The 17,271-nt window shown below is 56.9% G+C and carries 17 protein-coding genes; 7 read left to right on the forward strand and 10 right to left on the reverse strand.

Features of this window, described 5'->3' with window-relative positions:
* Positions 1 to 13: 13 nt before the first annotated feature.
* Positions 14 to 544 (reverse strand): MarR family winged helix-turn-helix transcriptional regulator, encoded by a 531-nt coding sequence (locus tag ABVF61_RS03690; protein WP_353992179.1) that lies wholly within the window; start codon positions 542 to 544, stop codon positions 14 to 16.
* A 144-nt stretch (positions 545 to 688) separates the two neighbouring features.
* Between ABVF61_RS03690 and ABVF61_RS03695 the strand changes: the two genes are divergently transcribed.
* Genes ABVF61_RS03695 through ABVF61_RS03705 form a run of 3 tightly spaced genes read left to right on the forward strand, consistent with a single transcriptional unit; the run spans position 689 to position 3,540 of the window.
* Positions 689 to 1,717 (forward strand): TRAP transporter substrate-binding protein, encoded by a 1,029-nt coding sequence (locus ABVF61_RS03695; RefSeq protein WP_353992180.1) that lies wholly within the window; start codon positions 689 to 691, stop codon positions 1,715 to 1,717.
* Between the two features lie 2 nt (positions 1,718 to 1,719).
* The gene (locus ABVF61_RS03700) at positions 1,720 to 2,229 is read left to right on the forward strand and encodes a TRAP transporter small permease (RefSeq protein ID WP_353992181.1); all 510 of its coding nucleotides are present in this window, start codon (positions 1,720 to 1,722) and stop codon (positions 2,227 to 2,229) included.
* A 3-nt stretch (positions 2,230 to 2,232) separates the two neighbouring features.
* The gene (locus ABVF61_RS03705) at positions 2,233 to 3,540 is read left to right on the forward strand and encodes a TRAP transporter large permease (RefSeq protein ID WP_353992182.1); all 1,308 of its coding nucleotides are present in this window, start codon (positions 2,233 to 2,235) and stop codon (positions 3,538 to 3,540) included.
* A gap of 9 nt (positions 3,541 to 3,549) precedes the next feature.
* Here ABVF61_RS03705 and ABVF61_RS03710 read toward each other — a convergent pair whose 3' ends face one another.
* From ABVF61_RS03710 to ABVF61_RS03725, 4 genes are read right to left on the reverse strand one after another with little or no spacing between them, the layout of a single operon-like run.
* Entirely contained in the window at positions 3,550 to 4,152 is a 603-nt protein-coding gene (locus ABVF61_RS03710) for an ABC-type transport auxiliary lipoprotein family protein (RefSeq protein WP_353992183.1), read from the reverse strand.
* A gap of 28 nt (positions 4,153 to 4,180) precedes the next feature.
* A complete protein-coding gene (locus ABVF61_RS03715) occupies positions 4,181 to 6,175 on the reverse strand; it encodes an MlaD family protein (protein ID WP_353992184.1) in 1,995 nt (664 codons plus the stop codon).
* Positions 6,176 to 6,185: 10 nt separating this feature from the next.
* Positions 6,186 to 6,965, reverse strand: coding sequence for an ABC transporter ATP-binding protein (locus tag ABVF61_RS03720; protein ID WP_353993660.1), 780 nt, complete (start codon positions 6,963 to 6,965; stop codon positions 6,186 to 6,188).
* Between the two features lie 37 nt (positions 6,966 to 7,002).
* Entirely contained in the window at positions 7,003 to 8,151 is a 1,149-nt protein-coding gene (locus ABVF61_RS03725; RefSeq protein ID WP_353992185.1) for an ABC transporter permease, read from the reverse strand.
* A gap of 92 nt (positions 8,152 to 8,243) precedes the next feature.
* On the opposite strand from ABVF61_RS03725, the gene dgcN reads away from it, so the two are divergent.
* Both dgcN and dgcA read left to right on the forward strand, forming a co-directional pair.
* Positions 8,244 to 9,257: an N-acetyltransferase DgcN gene (gene dgcN, locus ABVF61_RS03730; protein ID WP_353992186.1), complete on the forward strand. Its 1,014-nt coding sequence runs from the start codon at positions 8,244 to 8,246 to the stop codon at positions 9,255 to 9,257.
* Positions 9,254 to 10,237 (forward strand): N-acetyl-D-Glu racemase DgcA, encoded by a 984-nt coding sequence (gene dgcA / locus ABVF61_RS03735; protein ID WP_353992187.1) that lies wholly within the window; start codon positions 9,254 to 9,256, stop codon positions 10,235 to 10,237. Before dgcN ends, dgcA begins: the two co-directional genes overlap by 4 nt.
* Here the strand turns inward: dgcA and ABVF61_RS03740 are convergent.
* Complete coding sequence (locus tag ABVF61_RS03740) at positions 10,234 to 11,418, reverse strand: MFS transporter (RefSeq protein ID WP_353992188.1); 1,185 nt, start codon at positions 11,416 to 11,418, stop codon at positions 10,234 to 10,236. The two genes, dgcA and ABVF61_RS03740, sit on opposite strands and share 4 nt — an antisense overlap.
* A gap of 130 nt (positions 11,419 to 11,548) precedes the next feature.
* Here ABVF61_RS03740 and ABVF61_RS03745 point away from each other — a divergent pair, with 130 nt between their 5' ends.
* Entirely contained in the window at positions 11,549 to 12,727 is a 1,179-nt protein-coding gene (locus ABVF61_RS03745; RefSeq protein WP_353992189.1) for a protein phosphatase CheZ, read from the forward strand.
* A gap of 48 nt (positions 12,728 to 12,775) precedes the next feature.
* Here ABVF61_RS03745 and ABVF61_RS03750 read toward each other — a convergent pair whose 3' ends face one another.
* The 4 genes from ABVF61_RS03750 to ABVF61_RS03765 form a co-directional block, all read right to left on the reverse strand.
* On the reverse strand, positions 12,776 to 13,186 hold the full coding sequence (locus tag ABVF61_RS03750; RefSeq protein ID WP_353992190.1) for a hypothetical protein: 411 nt from the start codon (positions 13,184 to 13,186) through the stop codon (positions 12,776 to 12,778).
* 108 nt (positions 13,187 to 13,294) lie between these two features.
* Positions 13,295 to 14,320 carry a threonine ammonia-lyase gene (locus ABVF61_RS03755; protein ID WP_353992191.1) on the reverse strand — a complete coding sequence of 342 codons (1,026 nt, stop codon included), beginning with the start codon at positions 14,318 to 14,320 and terminating at the stop codon, positions 13,295 to 13,297.
* 137 nt (positions 14,321 to 14,457) lie between these two features.
* On the reverse strand, positions 14,458 to 15,507 hold the full coding sequence (locus tag ABVF61_RS03760) for a glycosyltransferase family 4 protein (protein WP_353992192.1): 1,050 nt from the start codon (positions 15,505 to 15,507) through the stop codon (positions 14,458 to 14,460).
* Positions 15,504 to 16,307, reverse strand: a complete 804-nt coding sequence (locus ABVF61_RS03765; RefSeq protein ID WP_353992193.1) for a UDP-2,3-diacylglucosamine diphosphatase — start codon at positions 16,305 to 16,307, stop codon at positions 15,504 to 15,506. The genes ABVF61_RS03760 and ABVF61_RS03765 overlap by 4 nt, the downstream gene beginning before the upstream one ends.
* Before the next feature lie 167 nt (positions 16,308 to 16,474).
* Between ABVF61_RS03765 and ABVF61_RS03770 the strand changes: the two genes are divergently transcribed.
* Positions 16,475 to 17,254: an SDR family oxidoreductase gene (locus tag ABVF61_RS03770; RefSeq protein ID WP_353992194.1), complete on the forward strand. Its 780-nt coding sequence runs from the start codon at positions 16,475 to 16,477 to the stop codon at positions 17,252 to 17,254.
* Positions 17,255 to 17,271 lie beyond the last annotated feature (17 nt).

Genomic DNA, 17,271 nt, shown 5'->3' on the forward strand with positions numbered 1-17,271 from the left:
TGCAAGGCTCTTGTCAGCTCTTGGGGGCTTGCCCTTCGGCCAGGTTATCGCGGATGCGCTGCGCAATTGCCAGAAATCCGTATATGTCGTCTTCGGTGAGGCCTTTCAGCATTTTGCGCTCGACCGCCAACAACTTGGGCCCAAGATCGGCATAAACCGTCCGGCCTTTTCCTGACAATTGCAGAAGATAACTCCTGCCGTCTTCAGAATTTGTCTCGCGTATGAGGTAACCGCGCTCTTCCATGCGTTTCACCGCACGGCTGACAACAACCTTGTCCATACTGGACCGGGCCACGATTTCGCTTGCCTGAAGACCGGCCGACGCCGCGCCGAGGATCGCCATGGTCCGCCATTCCGCCGGCATCATCCCGTAGTCACGCTGATAGACTGCCGAAAGCGCGCTGGTGACATCGGAATAAAAAACGCGCACGAGGTAGGGAAAGAACCTTTCGAGCACGAAGCCGGAGCCCGTCTCGTCCGGCATTGAATGGCGTTCTGACGATTGCGCAGCTACTTCGGCACTCGATTGTTCAGATTTGGTCATCGGCACTCAATCAGTTTCAGGAAATGGCACCCCGATTTTAAGATTGACTTAGTTTCATATGCAACTATTTTCGGGAAGCGCAAGCTGAATACCACTCTAATTGGTGAAAATCACCGGTCAGCCTGCAAACGGGAGGAGGAATCCGTGAAACAAATCAAGTGTCTTTCGATTCTGGCTGGCTTGACGGCAACGGCCCTCGCCGGATTTGTCGCAACATCACAGGCGGATGAATTGGTTCTGTCGTCCTGGCTGCCCCCCAAACATCCGATTGTCACTGGCGTCATGGAGCCCTGGGCTGACCAGGTTGCCAAGGCAACAGAAGGCCGTGTGACCGTACGGATCCTGCCCAAACCGCTTGGACCGCCTCCGGCACATTACGACCTCGCTGCCGACGGCGTCGCCGATATCACCTATGGACTGCACTCCTTCACGCGCGATGACCGTTTCCTGCGCTCGCGCATAGGCCAGTTCTCTTTCATCGCCGATACGGCGACCGACGGGTCAAAGGCTTACTGGGACGTTTACGCCGGAAAGCTGAACGCTCAGGACGAACATGAAGGCACCAAGCTGCTTGGTCTCTGGATTCACGGCCCGGGCATGTTCCACAACAACCAGCGAAAGATTGACACACCGGAGGATTTCTCCGGTCTGAAAATCCGCACACCGGGCGGCTATATTGCCGACCTGTCGCAGGATCTCGGTATCACGACACAATTCATGGGGCCGGGCGAAGTCTATGAGAAGCTGTCCCGCGGTGTGATCGACGGCGTCACTTTCCCGATGGAAGCGCTTCAGGCGTTCAAGCTGACCGACTACGTCAAGTCCTCCATGAAAGTGCCGGGCGGCATCTACAACACGTCCTGGTTCATGGTGATGAACGAAGATGTCTGGGATGGACTTTCCGACGAGGACAAGGCGGCCATCGAAGAGGTATCCGGAGCTGCGCTTGCAGAACTTGCCGGCAACGTCTGGGATGGCGCCGACACACGCGGCGCGGCTTACATCTCCGACAAGAACCTGGAAGTCTATGACGCACCTGCTCCCGTTCTCCAAAAGATCAGGGAACTGGCGGCAAAACACGAAGCCAGCTGGGCCGACGCGGTGTCAGAAACCGGCTTTGACGGTGCCGCCGCACTTTCCGAACTGCGTTCACAAACCGGCATCAGCAACTGATGATGTCGTCAGAACCTGACACCTCCGCTTCGCGCCGGTTCCGGGGTATCCGGCGCGGAGCAACATTTCTACTCGGTTTTGCCTGTTTGCTTGTACTCGTGGCCATGATCGGCCTCACCTGCCTGGACGTTGTTGCGCGGTATCTCTTCAACAGCCCCGTAAACGGCGCCTACGAACTGACTCAGCTGCTCCTGGCATCGCTGATTTTCCTTGCCTTGCCGCTCACAACGGCGGCCGGCGAGCACATTGAAGTGGAACTGCTTGACGGCCTGAAGAGCAATATTCTGAAAGTTTTTGGCGCGGCCTGTGCCGGGATCGCGACTGTCGCTGTCTTTGCAGTTGTTTCGCTCGAACTCGCTGAGCATGCCGAAAAACTGCAGCGGCGCGAACAGGTTACAGATTCCCTTGAAATCCCACTTTATCTGATCGGCTGGCTCGGGACGGCGTCTTTCACCGTATCTGCGATCGCAGCGATCTTCTGGACGCTCCGGCGTTTGCGCGAAAAGGCCTGACACGTGCTTGAAGCCCTGATTGGTTTTGTTGCTCTCTTCGGCCTCGTGCTGCTGCGTGTACCAATTGCCGTTGCAATGATCATTGTCGGAACGGCTGGCTTTGCAGCCCTGCGCAACTGGAACGCGGCCCTGAACCTTCTCGGCAACGCCGCCTTCGACACGGGCCTGTCCTATACGCTCTCCGTGATCCCACTGTTCATACTGATGGGTAATCTCCTGACGATTTCCGGTGTCAGTCAGTCGCTTTTCAGCACGGCCCACAGCCTGTTGCACCGCATGCGCGGTGGCCTTGCCATGGCCTCCATTGTCGCTTGCGGAGGATTTTCAGCGGTATGCGGATCTTCGCTCGCGACGGCGGCAACAATGTCCAAGGTCGCCATGCCGTCAATGCGCAAGGCAGGATATTCTGATAGCCTTGCAACCGGCTCAATCGCCGCCGGCGGCACGCTCGGCATCCTGATCCCGCCGAGCGTGATCCTGATCATCTACGGCCTCCTGACGGAAGCCGATATCGGCAAACTCTTCATCGCCGGGATCATTCCGGGCCTGCTAGGCGTCCTTTTCTATCTGGCCGCTGTCTATGTGACCGTGCGTTTGAAACCCGCGCTCGCCCCGTCCGAGCACGACGACATTGCGCTGGACCGCAAGGATGTCTGGGGTGTGCTGGCTGTCCTCGGCCTCTTTGCCGTCATCATGATCGGCATTTACGGTGGGTTCTTTACACCGACGGAAGCGGCGGCGATTGGGGCAGCAACCGCACTGCTCATTGCTTTCCTGTCCGGCGGTCTGACCTTTGAGAAGCTCTTCACGGCAGGCCTCAACTGCGCCAAAACAACAGCGATGATCTTCGCCATTATCATCGGAGCGGAGGTGTTCTCAAACTTCATCAGCTATGCCGGTGTTCCCGATGCCCTGCTTGCGTTCGTGCAGTCGCTGGACGTCAATGCCTATGTCGTGATGTTCGTGCTGGTGCTGATCTACATCCTGCTCGGAGCGGTTCTGGAAAGCCTGTCGATGATCCTGCTGACAGTCCCGGTGTTCTTTCCGCTGGTCACGTCACTTGATTTCGGCACCGGTCCCTTGAGCGACCCGGACATGGTTCTGATCTGGTTTGGAATTGTCGTTGTCGTGGTCACCGAGATCAGCCTCATCTCCCCGCCGATCGGCCTCAATGTCTTCGTATTGCGCTCCGTGCTCACCGACATACCGCTTCGCACTATTTTCGCAGGCGTCCTCCCCTTCTGGGCGGCAGACATCCTGCGCCTGGCCCTGTTGATCGCGGTGCCGGGACTGTCGTTGATGTTGCTTTGAGGCTGATTTCTAAACGTTCCGGAGCGTCCAGGCGGCCATTTCAGCGAAGACACGGTCGGCGGAGTTGTTCATGGCTTCAACGGCCTTGTCGACCGATGAACTTCCGGCCGGTGTTTCGGCGCGGAAGACTTTCGTCGCGACGGTCCGGCCATTCCGGTCGTTCACGACACGGGCGGAAATTTCGACAACACCCCGGTTCCCCGAGACTTGAAGCTCGAATGCGCGTATTTCGGTCTGGAGCTGATAATCGATCAGAAGGCCGTCACCAGGGAGCCCGACGCCGCGCAACCGCCCCGTATTCTGCAGCGTTTCCTGGAGCTTTATCTGCACGACATTCGGCAACGTGTCCGCCCAGGCGGATTTGGGATAGTAGCTGTAGATGGGCCCGTCATCGACGACGGCGATGTAGCTGGTATCGAGTGCCTTCAGTGCACGTGGCGGCGCGACAAGAACCTGTACGCGGCTTGAACGGCCTCTGAGGCCTTCAACATCAGCCGAAGTCAGACTGTAGAAAGCCGAAGGCGCTGTACTGGAACACCCGGCAACCGCTGCCCCGAGGCCGAGAACGCTTAGAACGCCCCGGCGGGTCATGTTGGTCGTTGCCTTCGTCATGCGCCACTGCCCTTAATTCTTTTCTTTATCATCGCCGCCGTCCGCCACTGAAGGTCGGAACATCCTCGCCCCCGAAAATCACCCGGTTCGGACTGCGTTCAAAACTTTCCGCAGCGCGCTGGATCGAGACCAGCGTCCGGTTGAGCTGTGCCAATGCCGCTGTGAAATCGGAAGATCCTTGCGTTGCGAATTTCGACAAGCCGCCTGCGATTGAGTCCGCGCGGCTTTCAAAGGCAACGGCAACCTTGCGAATCGCTTCCGCGGCAAGCGTTGCCTCCTTGATCAGGCCTTCACCATCACCATCAACCATCGTCGAGACTTTCTCGACCAGGCTTTCAACGCGCACCGAAGTTGCATTCAAGGTCGCGGTCATCTGCTTGGCGTCGGTAATGATCTGATCGACATCCGGCGTACGCTTGGAGAGATCCGCCGTCATCTGCTGCACATTGTCCGCTGCTTGCTGCGCACTTTGCAGGATTGACGGAATGCCGTTTTCCTGGCTGGCAAGTTCCGAAGCGGTCGTTTCAACTGAGCCGACGATATTGGCCACCTTCTCCGGATCCACGGCTTTCAGAAGCGTATCGGCGGTTTGCAGTGTTTCCGCGAAACGTTCGGCGGCGGCCTGAACATCCGTGATCAATGCAGCAATCCGGTCGTCCTGACCGCGAACTGTTGCCGAAACCGCTTCAAAATTCTGAACCGTTGATTTGGTGGAAGCGATGATTTCGTTGATCTGGCTCTGCTGATTGTTGAAGTTGTCGATCACGCTGGCAACGCCGTTGACGGCATTTTCAACCGTTTGGGGATCGACGCTCGCCAGCACTTCGTCCACACGCACAAGCGAGGCATTCATGCCAGTTGTGAAAGTGTTGACGGATTGGACCACTTCCTCGATCTGAAGCGGGTCAATCGCAGCGGCAATCTCAACACCGCGGCTCATGATCGCATCAACCTTCACAACGACGTCCCTGCCACCTTCCAGGATCTCGGAGATGGCACCTTCCCGCTCCTGAACTACGGCAACGATCTTGTCGATATTCTGCATGGTCGTGGTGGTCGAGGAGATTAGCTTGCTGATGTCATCGCTGCGGGTTTCAAGCACGCCCCCAAGCGCTGCAGCACCGCCCATGACTTTCTCTACATCCTCGGGTTTGACCGCCTGAACGATCTTCTGAACGTTGTCGAGGCCGTCATTGAGCTTTTTCGTGAAGGTTTCCAGTTCCTTGGCCGCGCTCTGCGCATCGCTCATCAACAGATCGATATCGTCGCTGGCTTTACCCAGGCTGCCGGAGAATTTCGTCAGGTCATCAACGATCGCCGTAACTTTGTCAGAGGGAACAGCTGCCAGTAGACGCTCGCCCTGATCAACGAGCTTTTCAAGCCGGCCTGAAAGGCTGGAGAAGGCCTGCGAAGCTTCTCCGATGTTTGCCATGAAGTCCTTGACGCCATCCGAGTTGGCCGCAAGGGCAGCCGAAAAGGTCTCGACGTTCTTGATCGTTTCGTTGATGACCGGTTTGTTCTCTACCAGAATGTCTTCGATCGTCTTCATGGTCGTGTCAGCGCGCTTGAGCACATCGCGCGCGCCATCAACAATATCGTCGAAGAAGGACCGGTCCGCATAAAGCACCGGCACCTTGTCGCTGTTTTCCTTGAGCAAGAGCGGGGATGAAGACGTGCCACCCAACAAATCCACGTAAGCGACACCCGTCAGGCCGGTGAAGTTCAACGTCGCTTTGGTATCTTCGCGAAGTGGCGTGCTGGGCTTGATACCGACAGTTGCGACCACCTTGGTCGGGTCGTCAGGCAGAAAGTCCAGGGACTTCACATCTCCGACCTTGATCCCGTTGAACAAAACGCTGCCACCAACGGGAAGGCCCGTAACAGGACCGGGATAAATGATTTCGAGCGCAACATTTTGTCGGGATTCAGCCGTTGCGGCGAGCCAGAAAACGAAGCCGAACGCACCTATAAGGACGGCCACCATGAAGGAGCCAATCAGAATATAACTCGCGCGCGTTTCCATTCAGTCCAACCTATACCCGGCGCAATGCCCGCTGACCCCTGAAATACTCCTTTATCCAGGAATCATCATTTTTCATCATATCGTCCAGCGTCCCGATAGCCAGAACACGTTTATTCCCAAGAACCGCAATGCGATCGCAGATAGAATGCAGGCTATCGAGATCATGCGTGACCATGTAAACGGTCAATCCGAGGGTTGAACTCAAGTTTCCGATCAGCGTGTCAAACGCAGCCGCGCCAATCGGATCCAGTCCCGAGGTCGGCTCGTCCAGAAACACCAAATCGGGATCAAGTGCAAGCGCGCGCGCAAGGCTTGCGCGCTTGATCATGCCGCCGGAGAGCTCGGATGGAAGCTTGTCGGCAGCATCCTGCGGCAATCCCACGAGTTCGAGTTTGAGTGTCGCAAGCTCGTCCATGAGTTGGGGTGACAGCTTGAGATGCTCGCGCATCGGTACCTGGATATTCTGTTTCACGGTCAGCGAGGAGAACAGAGCACCCTGTTGGAATAGAACACCCCATCGGCGTTCGATGGTTCTTCGCTCTTTTTCAGTCGCTGTGGAAAGATCGTGCCCGAAAACCGAAATCGTTCCCGCCCGTTTCGGCGTCAGTCCGAGTATGGCCCGCATCAGAACCGATTTGCCCATGCCGGAGCCGCCAACAAACCCGAGAACCTCGCCGCGGCGGACGTCGAGATCGAGATTCTGTAAAACGATCTTGTCGCCGAAGCCAACTGTTACTCCGCGCACGGACAAGACAATTCCAGATTCTTCAGCAGTCTCCTCGCTTTGCATGGGAAACTCTTCGGATTCAATCACCGACATGGCCCAGTTACACTCCTATGGCGGCGAAGAACATCGCGAAGAAACCGTCCACGACGATAACGAGGAAAATTGCCTTCACAACCGACATGGTGGTGTGACGACCGAGAGACTCTGAAGATCCACCCACTTTCAAGCCTTCAACGCACGCAATCAGGCCGACGATCAGCGCCATGAACGGTGCCTTGATAATCCCGACCAGCACAGTCTCCGGGGTTATTGCCACCTGAAGCTGTGAAAGAAAAGCTGCCGGTGGAATGTCCAGATAGGCCCAGGTCACCAGTCCCGCCCCAAACAGAGCGGCCATATCTGCAATGAAGGTGAGGATCGGCAACGCGATCATAAGCGCCAGAATCCTTGGAAGAACCAGAACTTCCGTGACACTCAGCCCGATCACGTGGAGAGCGTCCACCTCTTCCTGCATCCGCATTGCGCCCAGTTCAGCCGTAAACGCCGAACCGGACCGCCCCGCAACCATGATCGCAGTAAGAATAACGCCAATTTCGCGCAACACGAGTACGCCTGCCAGGTCCACCACGAAGATCTCAGCGCCGAACTGTTTGAGATAAAAGCCGCCCTGCTGGGAAATGATACCCCCGATCAGAAAGCTCATCAGAGCGACAATCGGAACTGCGCCGATGCAGCTCCGGTCGAACTGAACGGCTATTGAAATGCTACGCAGGCGTCCGGGCTTCAGGAGGACGGTCGACAGGACAAGACCAAGCGAACCCAGTATGTGGAGCATCGCTTTGCCGTCCTCATAGGCATCAACCATCTGACGTCCGGTCGCTTCCAGGAAACCGACGATGGTGAACCCGCTGCGATCCGGCTTGTAGTTCGGTGGATGATGTCGGTCGATTTCGTCAAAAAGTTTTTGCCGGATGGGCGTTACACCCGTAAGCCCGACTTTGCGACCTTCAAACTCCAGTCGGCCCCGCGTCCTGTGGATAAGCCAGGCACCGCTCGTATCCAGATGCTCGATTTTGGAGACATCGATACAGGTCAAACGGTCCTTGGCCACCTTGAGCTTGTTGATTCCCGTCTCAGCGTCTCCGATGGTGCTGACTGTCCAGTCACCCGAAAGCGCAAGATACTGATGATCCGGGCCATCCGCCTCCAGCTTCATCTCAGGTTCAATGTTTTTTTCCAAGAATGCCATTCCGGATGGCTGCCCTCTTGCCGCTGGTTCGATATCCCTCGTATACCTGATGGAGAAGATTAACGTCCAGCAGCCACTTGAAAGCTTTATCCATGGAAATTGCCCGTCCTTATCTTTTGTTCCTCGGTGATGTCGCCGACGCACTTGCAGCGAAAACGGCGATCGGTATCGTCGACTGGCGCAAAGACTGGTGTATAGGTCAGGTCAGACTGCCGGGCTGCGCCGCCGATACAGGCCTCGCCGACATGACTATTGGCGACGGCGCGGCTGCCGGCGCGAAAACAATGATCATCGGGGCGGTCAATGCCGGCGGACGTTTGCCGGATCACTGGATTACATCCGTTGTCGAGGCGCTTGATGCCGGTCTTGACGTTGCCTCCGGCCTTCACGTGCGCCTCGGCGATGTTCCCCAAATCCGTGAGGCGGCTGAACGCAACGGGCGCCAGTTGCACGATGTCCGTCACAACTCCATGACATTTGCCACCGGAAAAGGCACCAAACGCTCCGGCAAACGGATCCTGGCCGTCGGAACGGACTGCTCCGTCGGGAAAAAATACACCGCGCTCGCAATGGATCGCGCCATGAACGAACGCGGCTACAACAGCACTTTCTGCGCGACAGGGCAGACCGGAGTGTTCATTTCGGGCCGCGGCGTTGCTCTGGACGCGGTCATTGCGGATTTCATATCGGGCGCTGCCGAATGGCTATCGCCTGAAACCGAGGAAAGTCACTGGCAAATCATTGAAGGTCAGGGGTCTCTGTTTCATCCCTCTTTTGCCGGCGTCACGCTCGGTCTCCTTCACGGCTCACAACCCGATGGCTTCATCGTGTGTCACGAGCCGACACGGACAAAAATGCGCGGGGTCGAAACGCCTCTACCGACCATCCAGCAGGTCATCGACACGACCATAGACTGCGGCCGGCTGACCAACCCGGATATCCGCTGCGTCGGTATCGCCGTCAACACGTCGGCGCTCGACAACGACGAAGCCCTGGCGTTTCTCGCCAAGGTTGGCGAGAAACACGGCCTTCCGGCGACCGATCCGGTCCGCTTTGGCATGGACGTGATCGTGGACAAGGTTTCTGCCGAGTTCGGTGCGCCATGAATCGGACTGTCAGCATCGAAGCCCAACGCTTTGAAATTGCCGGAAGTTTCAAGATCTCACGCGAAACGCGAACGCATGCGCAAGTGGTGACCGTCTCGATTGGGGAAGAAGGTTTATCCGGCCATGGAGAATGCGTCCCCTATCCGCGCTACGGTGAATCCCTGGAGAGCGTGCAAACCCAGATTGAAGAAATTTCGCCGCTTTTGAAGTCGGGCCTTTCCCGGACCGAACTGATCAGCGCGATGCCGGCCGGAGCAGCCCGCAACGCTGTCGACTGCGCACTCTGGGACCTCGAGGCGAAGCTTTCAGGCCGGTCTGCAGCCCGGCTGGCAGGTCTCGAATCGCTTCACCCGGTCACCACCGCTTTCACGATCAGCGTCGACACGCCGGAGACAATGGCCGCAAAAACCGCCGAGGCTGCGCATCGTCCTCTCTTGAAGGTGAAGCTCGCCGGACCAGGCGATGATGCACGCATCCTAGCCGTTCGTGAGGCCGCCCCGAACAGCACGCTGATCGTTGATGCCAATGAAGCCTGGGATGAAAGCTGTTTTGAGAAGAATCTGGCCGCCTGCGAATCCGCCGGCGTTCAACTGATCGAGCAGCCTCTTCCGGCAAAGGAAGACAATCCGCTGTCTTCCATCAAAAGCCCGATTACCATCTGCGCCGACGAGAGCCTTTCACCCGGGAAATCGCTGGAAAGCCTCAGGGACAAATACGACGCGGTCAACATCAAGCTCGACAAGGCTGGTGGCCTGACGGAAGCGTTCAATCTCCTGCGCGCGGCGCAGGCTGCAGATTTCAAGATCATGATCGGCTGCATGCTGGGCACTTCGCTTGCGATGGCGCCAGCTGTTCTGCTCGCGCAACGGGCGGACTTTGTTGATCTTGATGGCCCCCTTCTGCTGAAGGAAGACCGCACACCCGGTTTAAGATTTGAGGGCAGCACGCTTCATCCGCCTGAGCCGGCGCTCTGGGGCTAGCCATTCGCCTCCGGATCCAGCCGGCTCATTTGCCGGCGGATCAACGGGGCCATGAAGATGATTGCCACCAATCCGGTAGCAGCAACGCCTGACATGAGAAAAAATGGCGCGTGCGGGTCCGCTTCGAAGAGGCCTCCGGCAACCGCAAGGCCCGCCGCCATCTGAACGCCGATCGACGCTGTAAACAGCCCCTGCCCGGTGCCGGACCAGCGCGCGGGCACAACCTTGGCCAAAATCGCAACGGCGCCGAGATGAGCTGCGCCGAAGGTAAATCCGTGCAGCAATTGCAATACGCCCATGAAAACCAGCGAATCGGCAAATGGAAACAGGCCCCATCGAACCACGGAGGCAATCCCGGCGGCGATCAGGAACATGGGCGGGTCGAATCGCAACGCAAGTTTTCCTGCAACCGCAAAAAGGGCGATTTCGGCAACGACTCCTATGGCCCACAAAATTCCGATGGCAAAGTCCGGAACATTGATTGACTGCCAATAGATCGTACCGAAGCCGTAAAAGGCGGCGTGAGTTGCCTGAAACAGCCCAAGGATCGCAAGAACCGGCCAAAACCAGACTTGCGCAAATGGTGTCGCTTTCTTTTGTTCGCGCTCCTCTGTAGTTGCGCTGTCACGCGGTTGCCTTGGAAGCGACAGCACGACAAAGCCGGTCGCCAGAGAGGCCGCAACCGTCAGAGACACGATCATCCAGGACCCGTCCGCACCCGCAAGACTGCCACCGGCAAGATTTGCCAGAACAAAACCGACGGATCCCCAAAGCCGCATGCGCGCGTAATCCGCACCGGTGTTTCGCGCCGTGTCGAGGGCATAAGCGTCGCTCAACGGCAAAACAGGTGCCTTGATCACCATGTAGCCGATCACCGCGCCACCGAGGAGGAGGACACCGCCCGGCAGGAAAAACAGTGAAATGCAAGCAGCACCGATCGTGGAGTAAACCAGTATCGACAAGCGCCTTTGACTGGTCCAATCCGCAATGTTCGACAATATTGGACTGGCTGCAGTGCGGGCAATCGTACCAATTCCCAGTATTAGCCCGATTTCAGCCGCGCTTAGCCCCCTGAATTCCATGACCAATGGGAAAAACGGCAGAAAAAGTCCGAACCCGAAAAAGTGGCAGGCAAATAGCGCTGCAACCCGGGCGCTAATATTGTTGGAAACTTTTGTCATAAGATCATTGGCAGGGCCTCAAACGGCGCCGGCATAAAGGGATGTTAACGATTTTCACCCTACGATCAGAGCGAAGTTGTCCGTGTTAAGGCAACACACGATCCTTAGGCAAGTTGAGAATCGCGTCCATATGAAAGCGGAAGCATTACAGGAAGAGCAAGGGGTGATCGGCGACGCCGAATATCACACTCTCGAACAGACCCTGCTGGAATCCGATCGCGGGCGACGGTTCCTGAAAGAATTTCTCAATCGCAACAAGACACCGGAGACATCCGAAATCTTGGGTGCGATCAAGCGCCTCGAAAAGGTGGTTACCCATCAACGCACGGTGCCTGACCTCGACAAGATCCGCCTCGATATTGCAGATATGCACGAAGCGATCGAGCGAACCAAATCCGAGATCGCCAATATCAAGGCCGAGGAAGAGGAAAGCAATCGTTTCGTTGACGCTTCCCACGAGCTGGACGCCATCGTCACTCAGACGGAAGGTGCAACCCAGTCCATCCTGGAAGCTGCCGAGCAGATTCAGGAGCAGGCCTGGGTTCTGCGCGAAAATGGCGCGGACGATGCTGCCTGCGATGAAATCGATGCCAAGGCGACCGAAATCTTCATGGCATGCTCGTTCCAGGATCTGACGGGCCAGCGCACCAACAAGGTTGTTCAGGTGCTGCGCTACCTGGAGAGCCGGATCAATCTGATGATCGGGATCTGGGGCATTGAAGGCCTTGAAGCCGATGATACCGCCGGTCCTGTCGACAGTCGGCCCGATGCCCATTTGCTCAACGGTCCGCAGATTTCCGGCCGCGGCGTGAGCCAGAACAGTGTTGATGAGCTGATGTCGGTCAGCGATGACGTATTCAATGCGGCCCTGGAAGAAACCGGAACCGAAGCCGTTTCCGAAACCGATGCCGCACCTGCCGCATCAGAAACTGCTAGCGAAGAAGATGTCGATGCGATCATGGCTGCCGGCGGCGATGAGCCGATGGACGCTGCAGCGATCGACGATATGTTTGCCGCAGCTCCCGCGGAGACCGCAGAACCGGAGACTGTCGAAGACGACGCGGATGTGCTGGGCCAGGATCCGGACGCAACGCTTGACGAAGCTGCGATTGAAATGCTCTTCGACAATGAGGTCAACGCCGCTGAAGAGGAGCAGGCGGCAGACGTGACTGACATGGAAAGCGAAGAGGAAGCGGACATCGCCTGGGAATTGGCAGATGAAACTTCTGAAAACGCGGAAACCGAAGCGACCGGCGACGATCCGCTCGAGCAACTTTCGGAAGCGGAACGTCAGGCACTCTTCAACTGAGCCTGAACAACGGTTTATTCCAACTGTAAATTGAGACTGCGCTCGGACTTAAGTCCGGCGCAGTTTTTTGTTGTTTGCGAAAAAAGCAGTCGGGAAAGGAGCGATCATGGCAATTCCGATTGCACAAAAGGCTAGCGTCCAGAGCAGCGTCTTTGCACCGCCACTCATGCCTCCACCGAATTGCCAATAAAACCACCCGCAGTGGAGGCTGTACAGTCCGCCCAGCATGATGACGAACAGCGCCCACCTCTTAACTTGCATGCGCGTAATCAGACCCCATACCGCAACAGTGTTTGCCAACCAGGGGAGTAGAATGAACGCTGCAATAACGACCAGAGAAAGCGGTCTTTCAAACAAATTCTCGCATCGATTCCAGCAGGCTATCAACGCGTAAAGTTGAAAAACGCAGTAAGAATAGGGCACGAGCGCGATAGAAGAGATGGCTAACGCAATCCGCATTTCATTCCTAAACAGCGGTGATCCAAAACCAGGCAATAGATATAGGATGCGGTTTTCTCAAACAAATTTAGATTGAGCTCTTGGTTAAACGAATGGGTCTCGCGCGCACTAACGCGACAAAGCCCGCATCAGCATGTCTGGATCGATGTTGCCGCCGGTGAGAACGAGACTGACTGTCTTGCCTTTCAAAGGCAGTTTGCCGGTCAGAACCGCCGCCAGTGCCGCCGCGCCGCCCGGTTCCACAACCAGCTTCAATTCGCGAAACGCGAAGGCGACTGCATCGAGGGCTTCCTCGTCGGTTATGGTAACTCCTTCGCCGGCAAGCTGGCGCAGGATCGAAAACCCTATTTCACCCGGTGTTTCGGAAAGCAGTGCATCGCAGATCGATCCGGACTTGCGCTCGTTTGACAATAAAGCGCCAGCTTCCAATGATCGCTTGTAGTCGTCGAAGTGCTCCGGCTCCACCGTGTGGAAACGAGTGGAGGGTGTCTTAAAGGCGAGAGCAAGTGCGATGCCGCTGGAGAGCCCTCCTCCGCCGGTGCAGGCCAGAACATCGTCAAGCTGCAATCCCAGCTCGGCTGCTTGCATGGCCAGCTCCAGACCGACCGTCCCTTGTCCCGCGATCACGGCTGGATCATTGAACGGATGAACAAAGGTTGCACCCGTTTCCGCACAAAGGTTCGCAGCGATCCGGTCGCGGTCTTCATTTTCCCGATCATACGTCACCACATTTGCCCCGAACGCTCGCGTGCGCTCCAATTTGATCCTGGGTGCATCTGCCGGCATGACGATGGTCGCCTCGACACCGAGAATGCGCGCACTGGCAGCAACTCCCTGTGCATGGTTCCCGGAAGAGCAGGCCACAACGCCTTTAGAGCGCGCTTCTTCAGGAATGAGGTTTAGGCAATTGAAAGCGCCGCGGAATTTGAACGACCCGCTGCGCTGCAGGTTTTCAGGTTTGATGAGAACAGTCGCCCCTGCCCGCTCGTCCAGCGCCGGATGCCGCATTAACGGGGTTCTCACTGCATACCCGTCTATGCGGTCTGCTGCCTGTGCCACATCGGAATAGGTAACGGCCTTTCCCGCGTAGTCCGGCTTGGCACTTTCGCTCGGTTGAACAACAGTCTCAGTCATCAGCTTGCACCCTGAAGCAAGAAATTCAGCGTTCGTGATGACTTATCAGGAATTGCGATCGACTCAACATGCTGATGACGGTTTTTACACGCACTCAGGCTGAAAGCTGGCGCACTGGTCGCAAGTGGAATACCCGCTCACTCGGCAGCCTTTGCCTCATTCGCAAGTCCGTTGTGAATGTCCCGCGCTTCGACACAATTCTCCAGGAATTGCTGCGCGCTGGCAGCCCATGTGTAATTCATCGCGATTTTCCGGCAATGGTCCCGGGGAATATCCAGCGCGGCCACAGCAGCTTCCTGCAGATTTTCAGATAGAACGCCCGCACCGGTATCCCCGATCACATCGACTGGCCCCATGACCGGAAAGGCGGCCACAGGAACGCCGCAGGCCATCGCCTCCAGCATAACGTTGCCAAAGGTATCGGTGAGCGACGGGAAGACGAAAACATCCCCAGCGGAATAATGCCGTGCAAGATCCTCACCAACCTTTGCGCCGGTAAAGAGTGTGTCTGGATATTCGCGCCGCAACGCCTCCAGCTGAGGACCTCCACCCACAACCACTTTGGAGCCAGGCAACTTGAGATCCAGAAACGCCTTGATGTTTTTTTCAACGGCGACGCGGCCGACATAGAGAAAAACCGGCCTAGGCAGGTCGTCGGGCAGCACAGATCCCTCATAAGGCCTGAACAGGTCTTCGTCGACGCCGCGAGACCAGCGCATAAGGTTCTTAAAACCGCGTGCGCGCAGGTCGTTTTCAAGCGAGCGCGTTGCCACCATGCAACCGCAACCGGAATTGTGGAAACTGCGGAGCCAGCTGTAGGACCAGGAAAGCGGCACGGGAAGACGCGCTGAAAGATATTCGGGAAATCGCGTGTGATAGCTCGTCGTAAATGGCTGCCCGGCTTTCTTCGCAACGCTTGCCGCAAGAAATCCCAAAGGACCTTCCGTGGCAATATGCAGGTGCTCGCAATCGAATTCCCGCATCATGCGGCGAACGATACCCCGATGCGTCAACGAAAGGCGGATTTCAGGATAGGTCGGGCAAGGTAGCGTCCGGAAAGCCTGGGGTGTGAGAAACTCCAAGCGTGCACCGGTCGCAACCAGTTCTTCGGCCGTTCGTTCAATCGACCTGACAACACCATTGATTTGCGGACGCCAGGCATCCGTCACGATCAGGATGGAACTCATGCGGCAACCGGATCTTCCTTGGATTTCGCCGGCACGTTTTCGGTTTGAGTCTGGTCCGCCCATCGGATCACCTCAAACGTACCGTCATGATGTTCTGCGACGGCTGTACAGCTTTCCACCCAGTCGCCCGTATTGATGTAGTGGATACCGTTCATGTCCCGATTGGCCGCGTGATGGATGTGACCGCAGATCACACCGTCCACGCTTTGCCGGCGCGCCTCATCCGACAGTGCTTCTTCGAACCTGCCAATGAAACTCACGGCATTCTTGACCTTGAGCTTGGCCCAGGCCGACAGTGACCAGTAGGTCAAGCCAAGACGGCGGCGAAAGAAATTGACCCAGGTGTTTATTCCAAGGGCTGTCACATAGGCTTTGTCACCGAAGAATGCGAGCCATTTGGCGTGACGCATCACGACGTCGAACTGATCGCCGTGTATGACAAGATAGCGTTTTCCGTTCGCGGCTTCATGTACGATGCTGTCGGCCACTTCCACACCGCCGAAATGCGTGCCGAGAAAGTTCCGCAGAAATTCGTCATGGTTGCCAGGAATGTAAAAGATCCGCGCACCTTTACGCCCTTTTCGGAGAATTTTCTGTACAACGTCATTGTGAAGCTGCGGCCAGTACCAGGACCGCTTCAACCGCCAACCATCGACAATGTCACCGACCAGGTAGATGGTCTCGGCATCGTTGTCCTTTAAAAAGTCCAGCAGCAGTTCCGCCTGGCACCCTCGTGTGCCCAGGTGAACATCTGAGATAAACAAGGTCCGGTAGTGACGCGATGCCTCTGCGGTGGACATGGCATTTCTCCATATTCCCATTAGGTGCGCTATAGACGCGATTCAAGTTTCATTATTATGACAACTATGGTGACTTCACAGGGAGCGTTCGATTTCAACCACTCCCCCATACAACAACCCGCCAGCGCACCTTCACCTTTCCCGCGCGGCATACGAGGAGACACTCTATGGATTTGGGCCTAAAAGGGAAAAAGGCAATCGTTTGCGCATCCAGCCGAGGACTGGGACGCGGCTGCGCCGAAGCTCTGGCAGAAGCGGGCTGCGACATTGTGCTCAACGGCCGCAACGAGGCGGTACTGGCAGAAACCCGTTCTGCCATGCAGGACCGGTATGGTGTTTCTGTTCTGAGCGTCGCGGCGGATGTGTCGACGGAAGAAGGCCAGAACGCGCTTTTGGCAGCCTGCCCAGACCCGGATATTCTCATCAATAACAATGGCGGCCCACCGAGGCGGGATTATACGGAACTTGACCGCAACGCACTTCTGGAAGGCGCAATCCAGAATTTTGTCACGCCGATCGAACTGATCAAGGCGGTTGCTCCCGCCATGCAGCAGCGCGGCTTCGGCCGGATCGTCAACATAACGTCGCTCTCGGTGAAGATGCCGATCGAAGGTCTGGACCTTTCGAGCGGTGCCCGCGCAGGCCTGACGGCCTTTCTCGCCGGTGTCTGCAGGCAGCTTGCGCCGTCCGGCGTCACCATCAACAACCTTCTGCCCGGCAAGATGGATACGGACCGGCTGAGGGGTGGCTTTGAACGGGCCGCGCAACAGTCGGGGACAAGTCTGGAGGAAATCAGGGCGCAACAGGCTGCGGAGATTCCCGCCAGACGCTTTGGAAATGCCGAGGAATTCGGTCAGGCCTGCGCCTTCCTGTGTTCCCGGCACGCCGGCTACATCACGGGCCAGAACCTTCTAATGGATGGCGGGCTCTATCCGGCGGCATTCTAAGTCCAGGACGCAAAAGG

Source organism: Roseibium sp. HPY-6 (genome assembly GCF_040530035.1).
In the GTDB taxonomy this organism is placed as follows: Bacteria; Pseudomonadota; Alphaproteobacteria; order Rhizobiales; family Stappiaceae; genus Roseibium.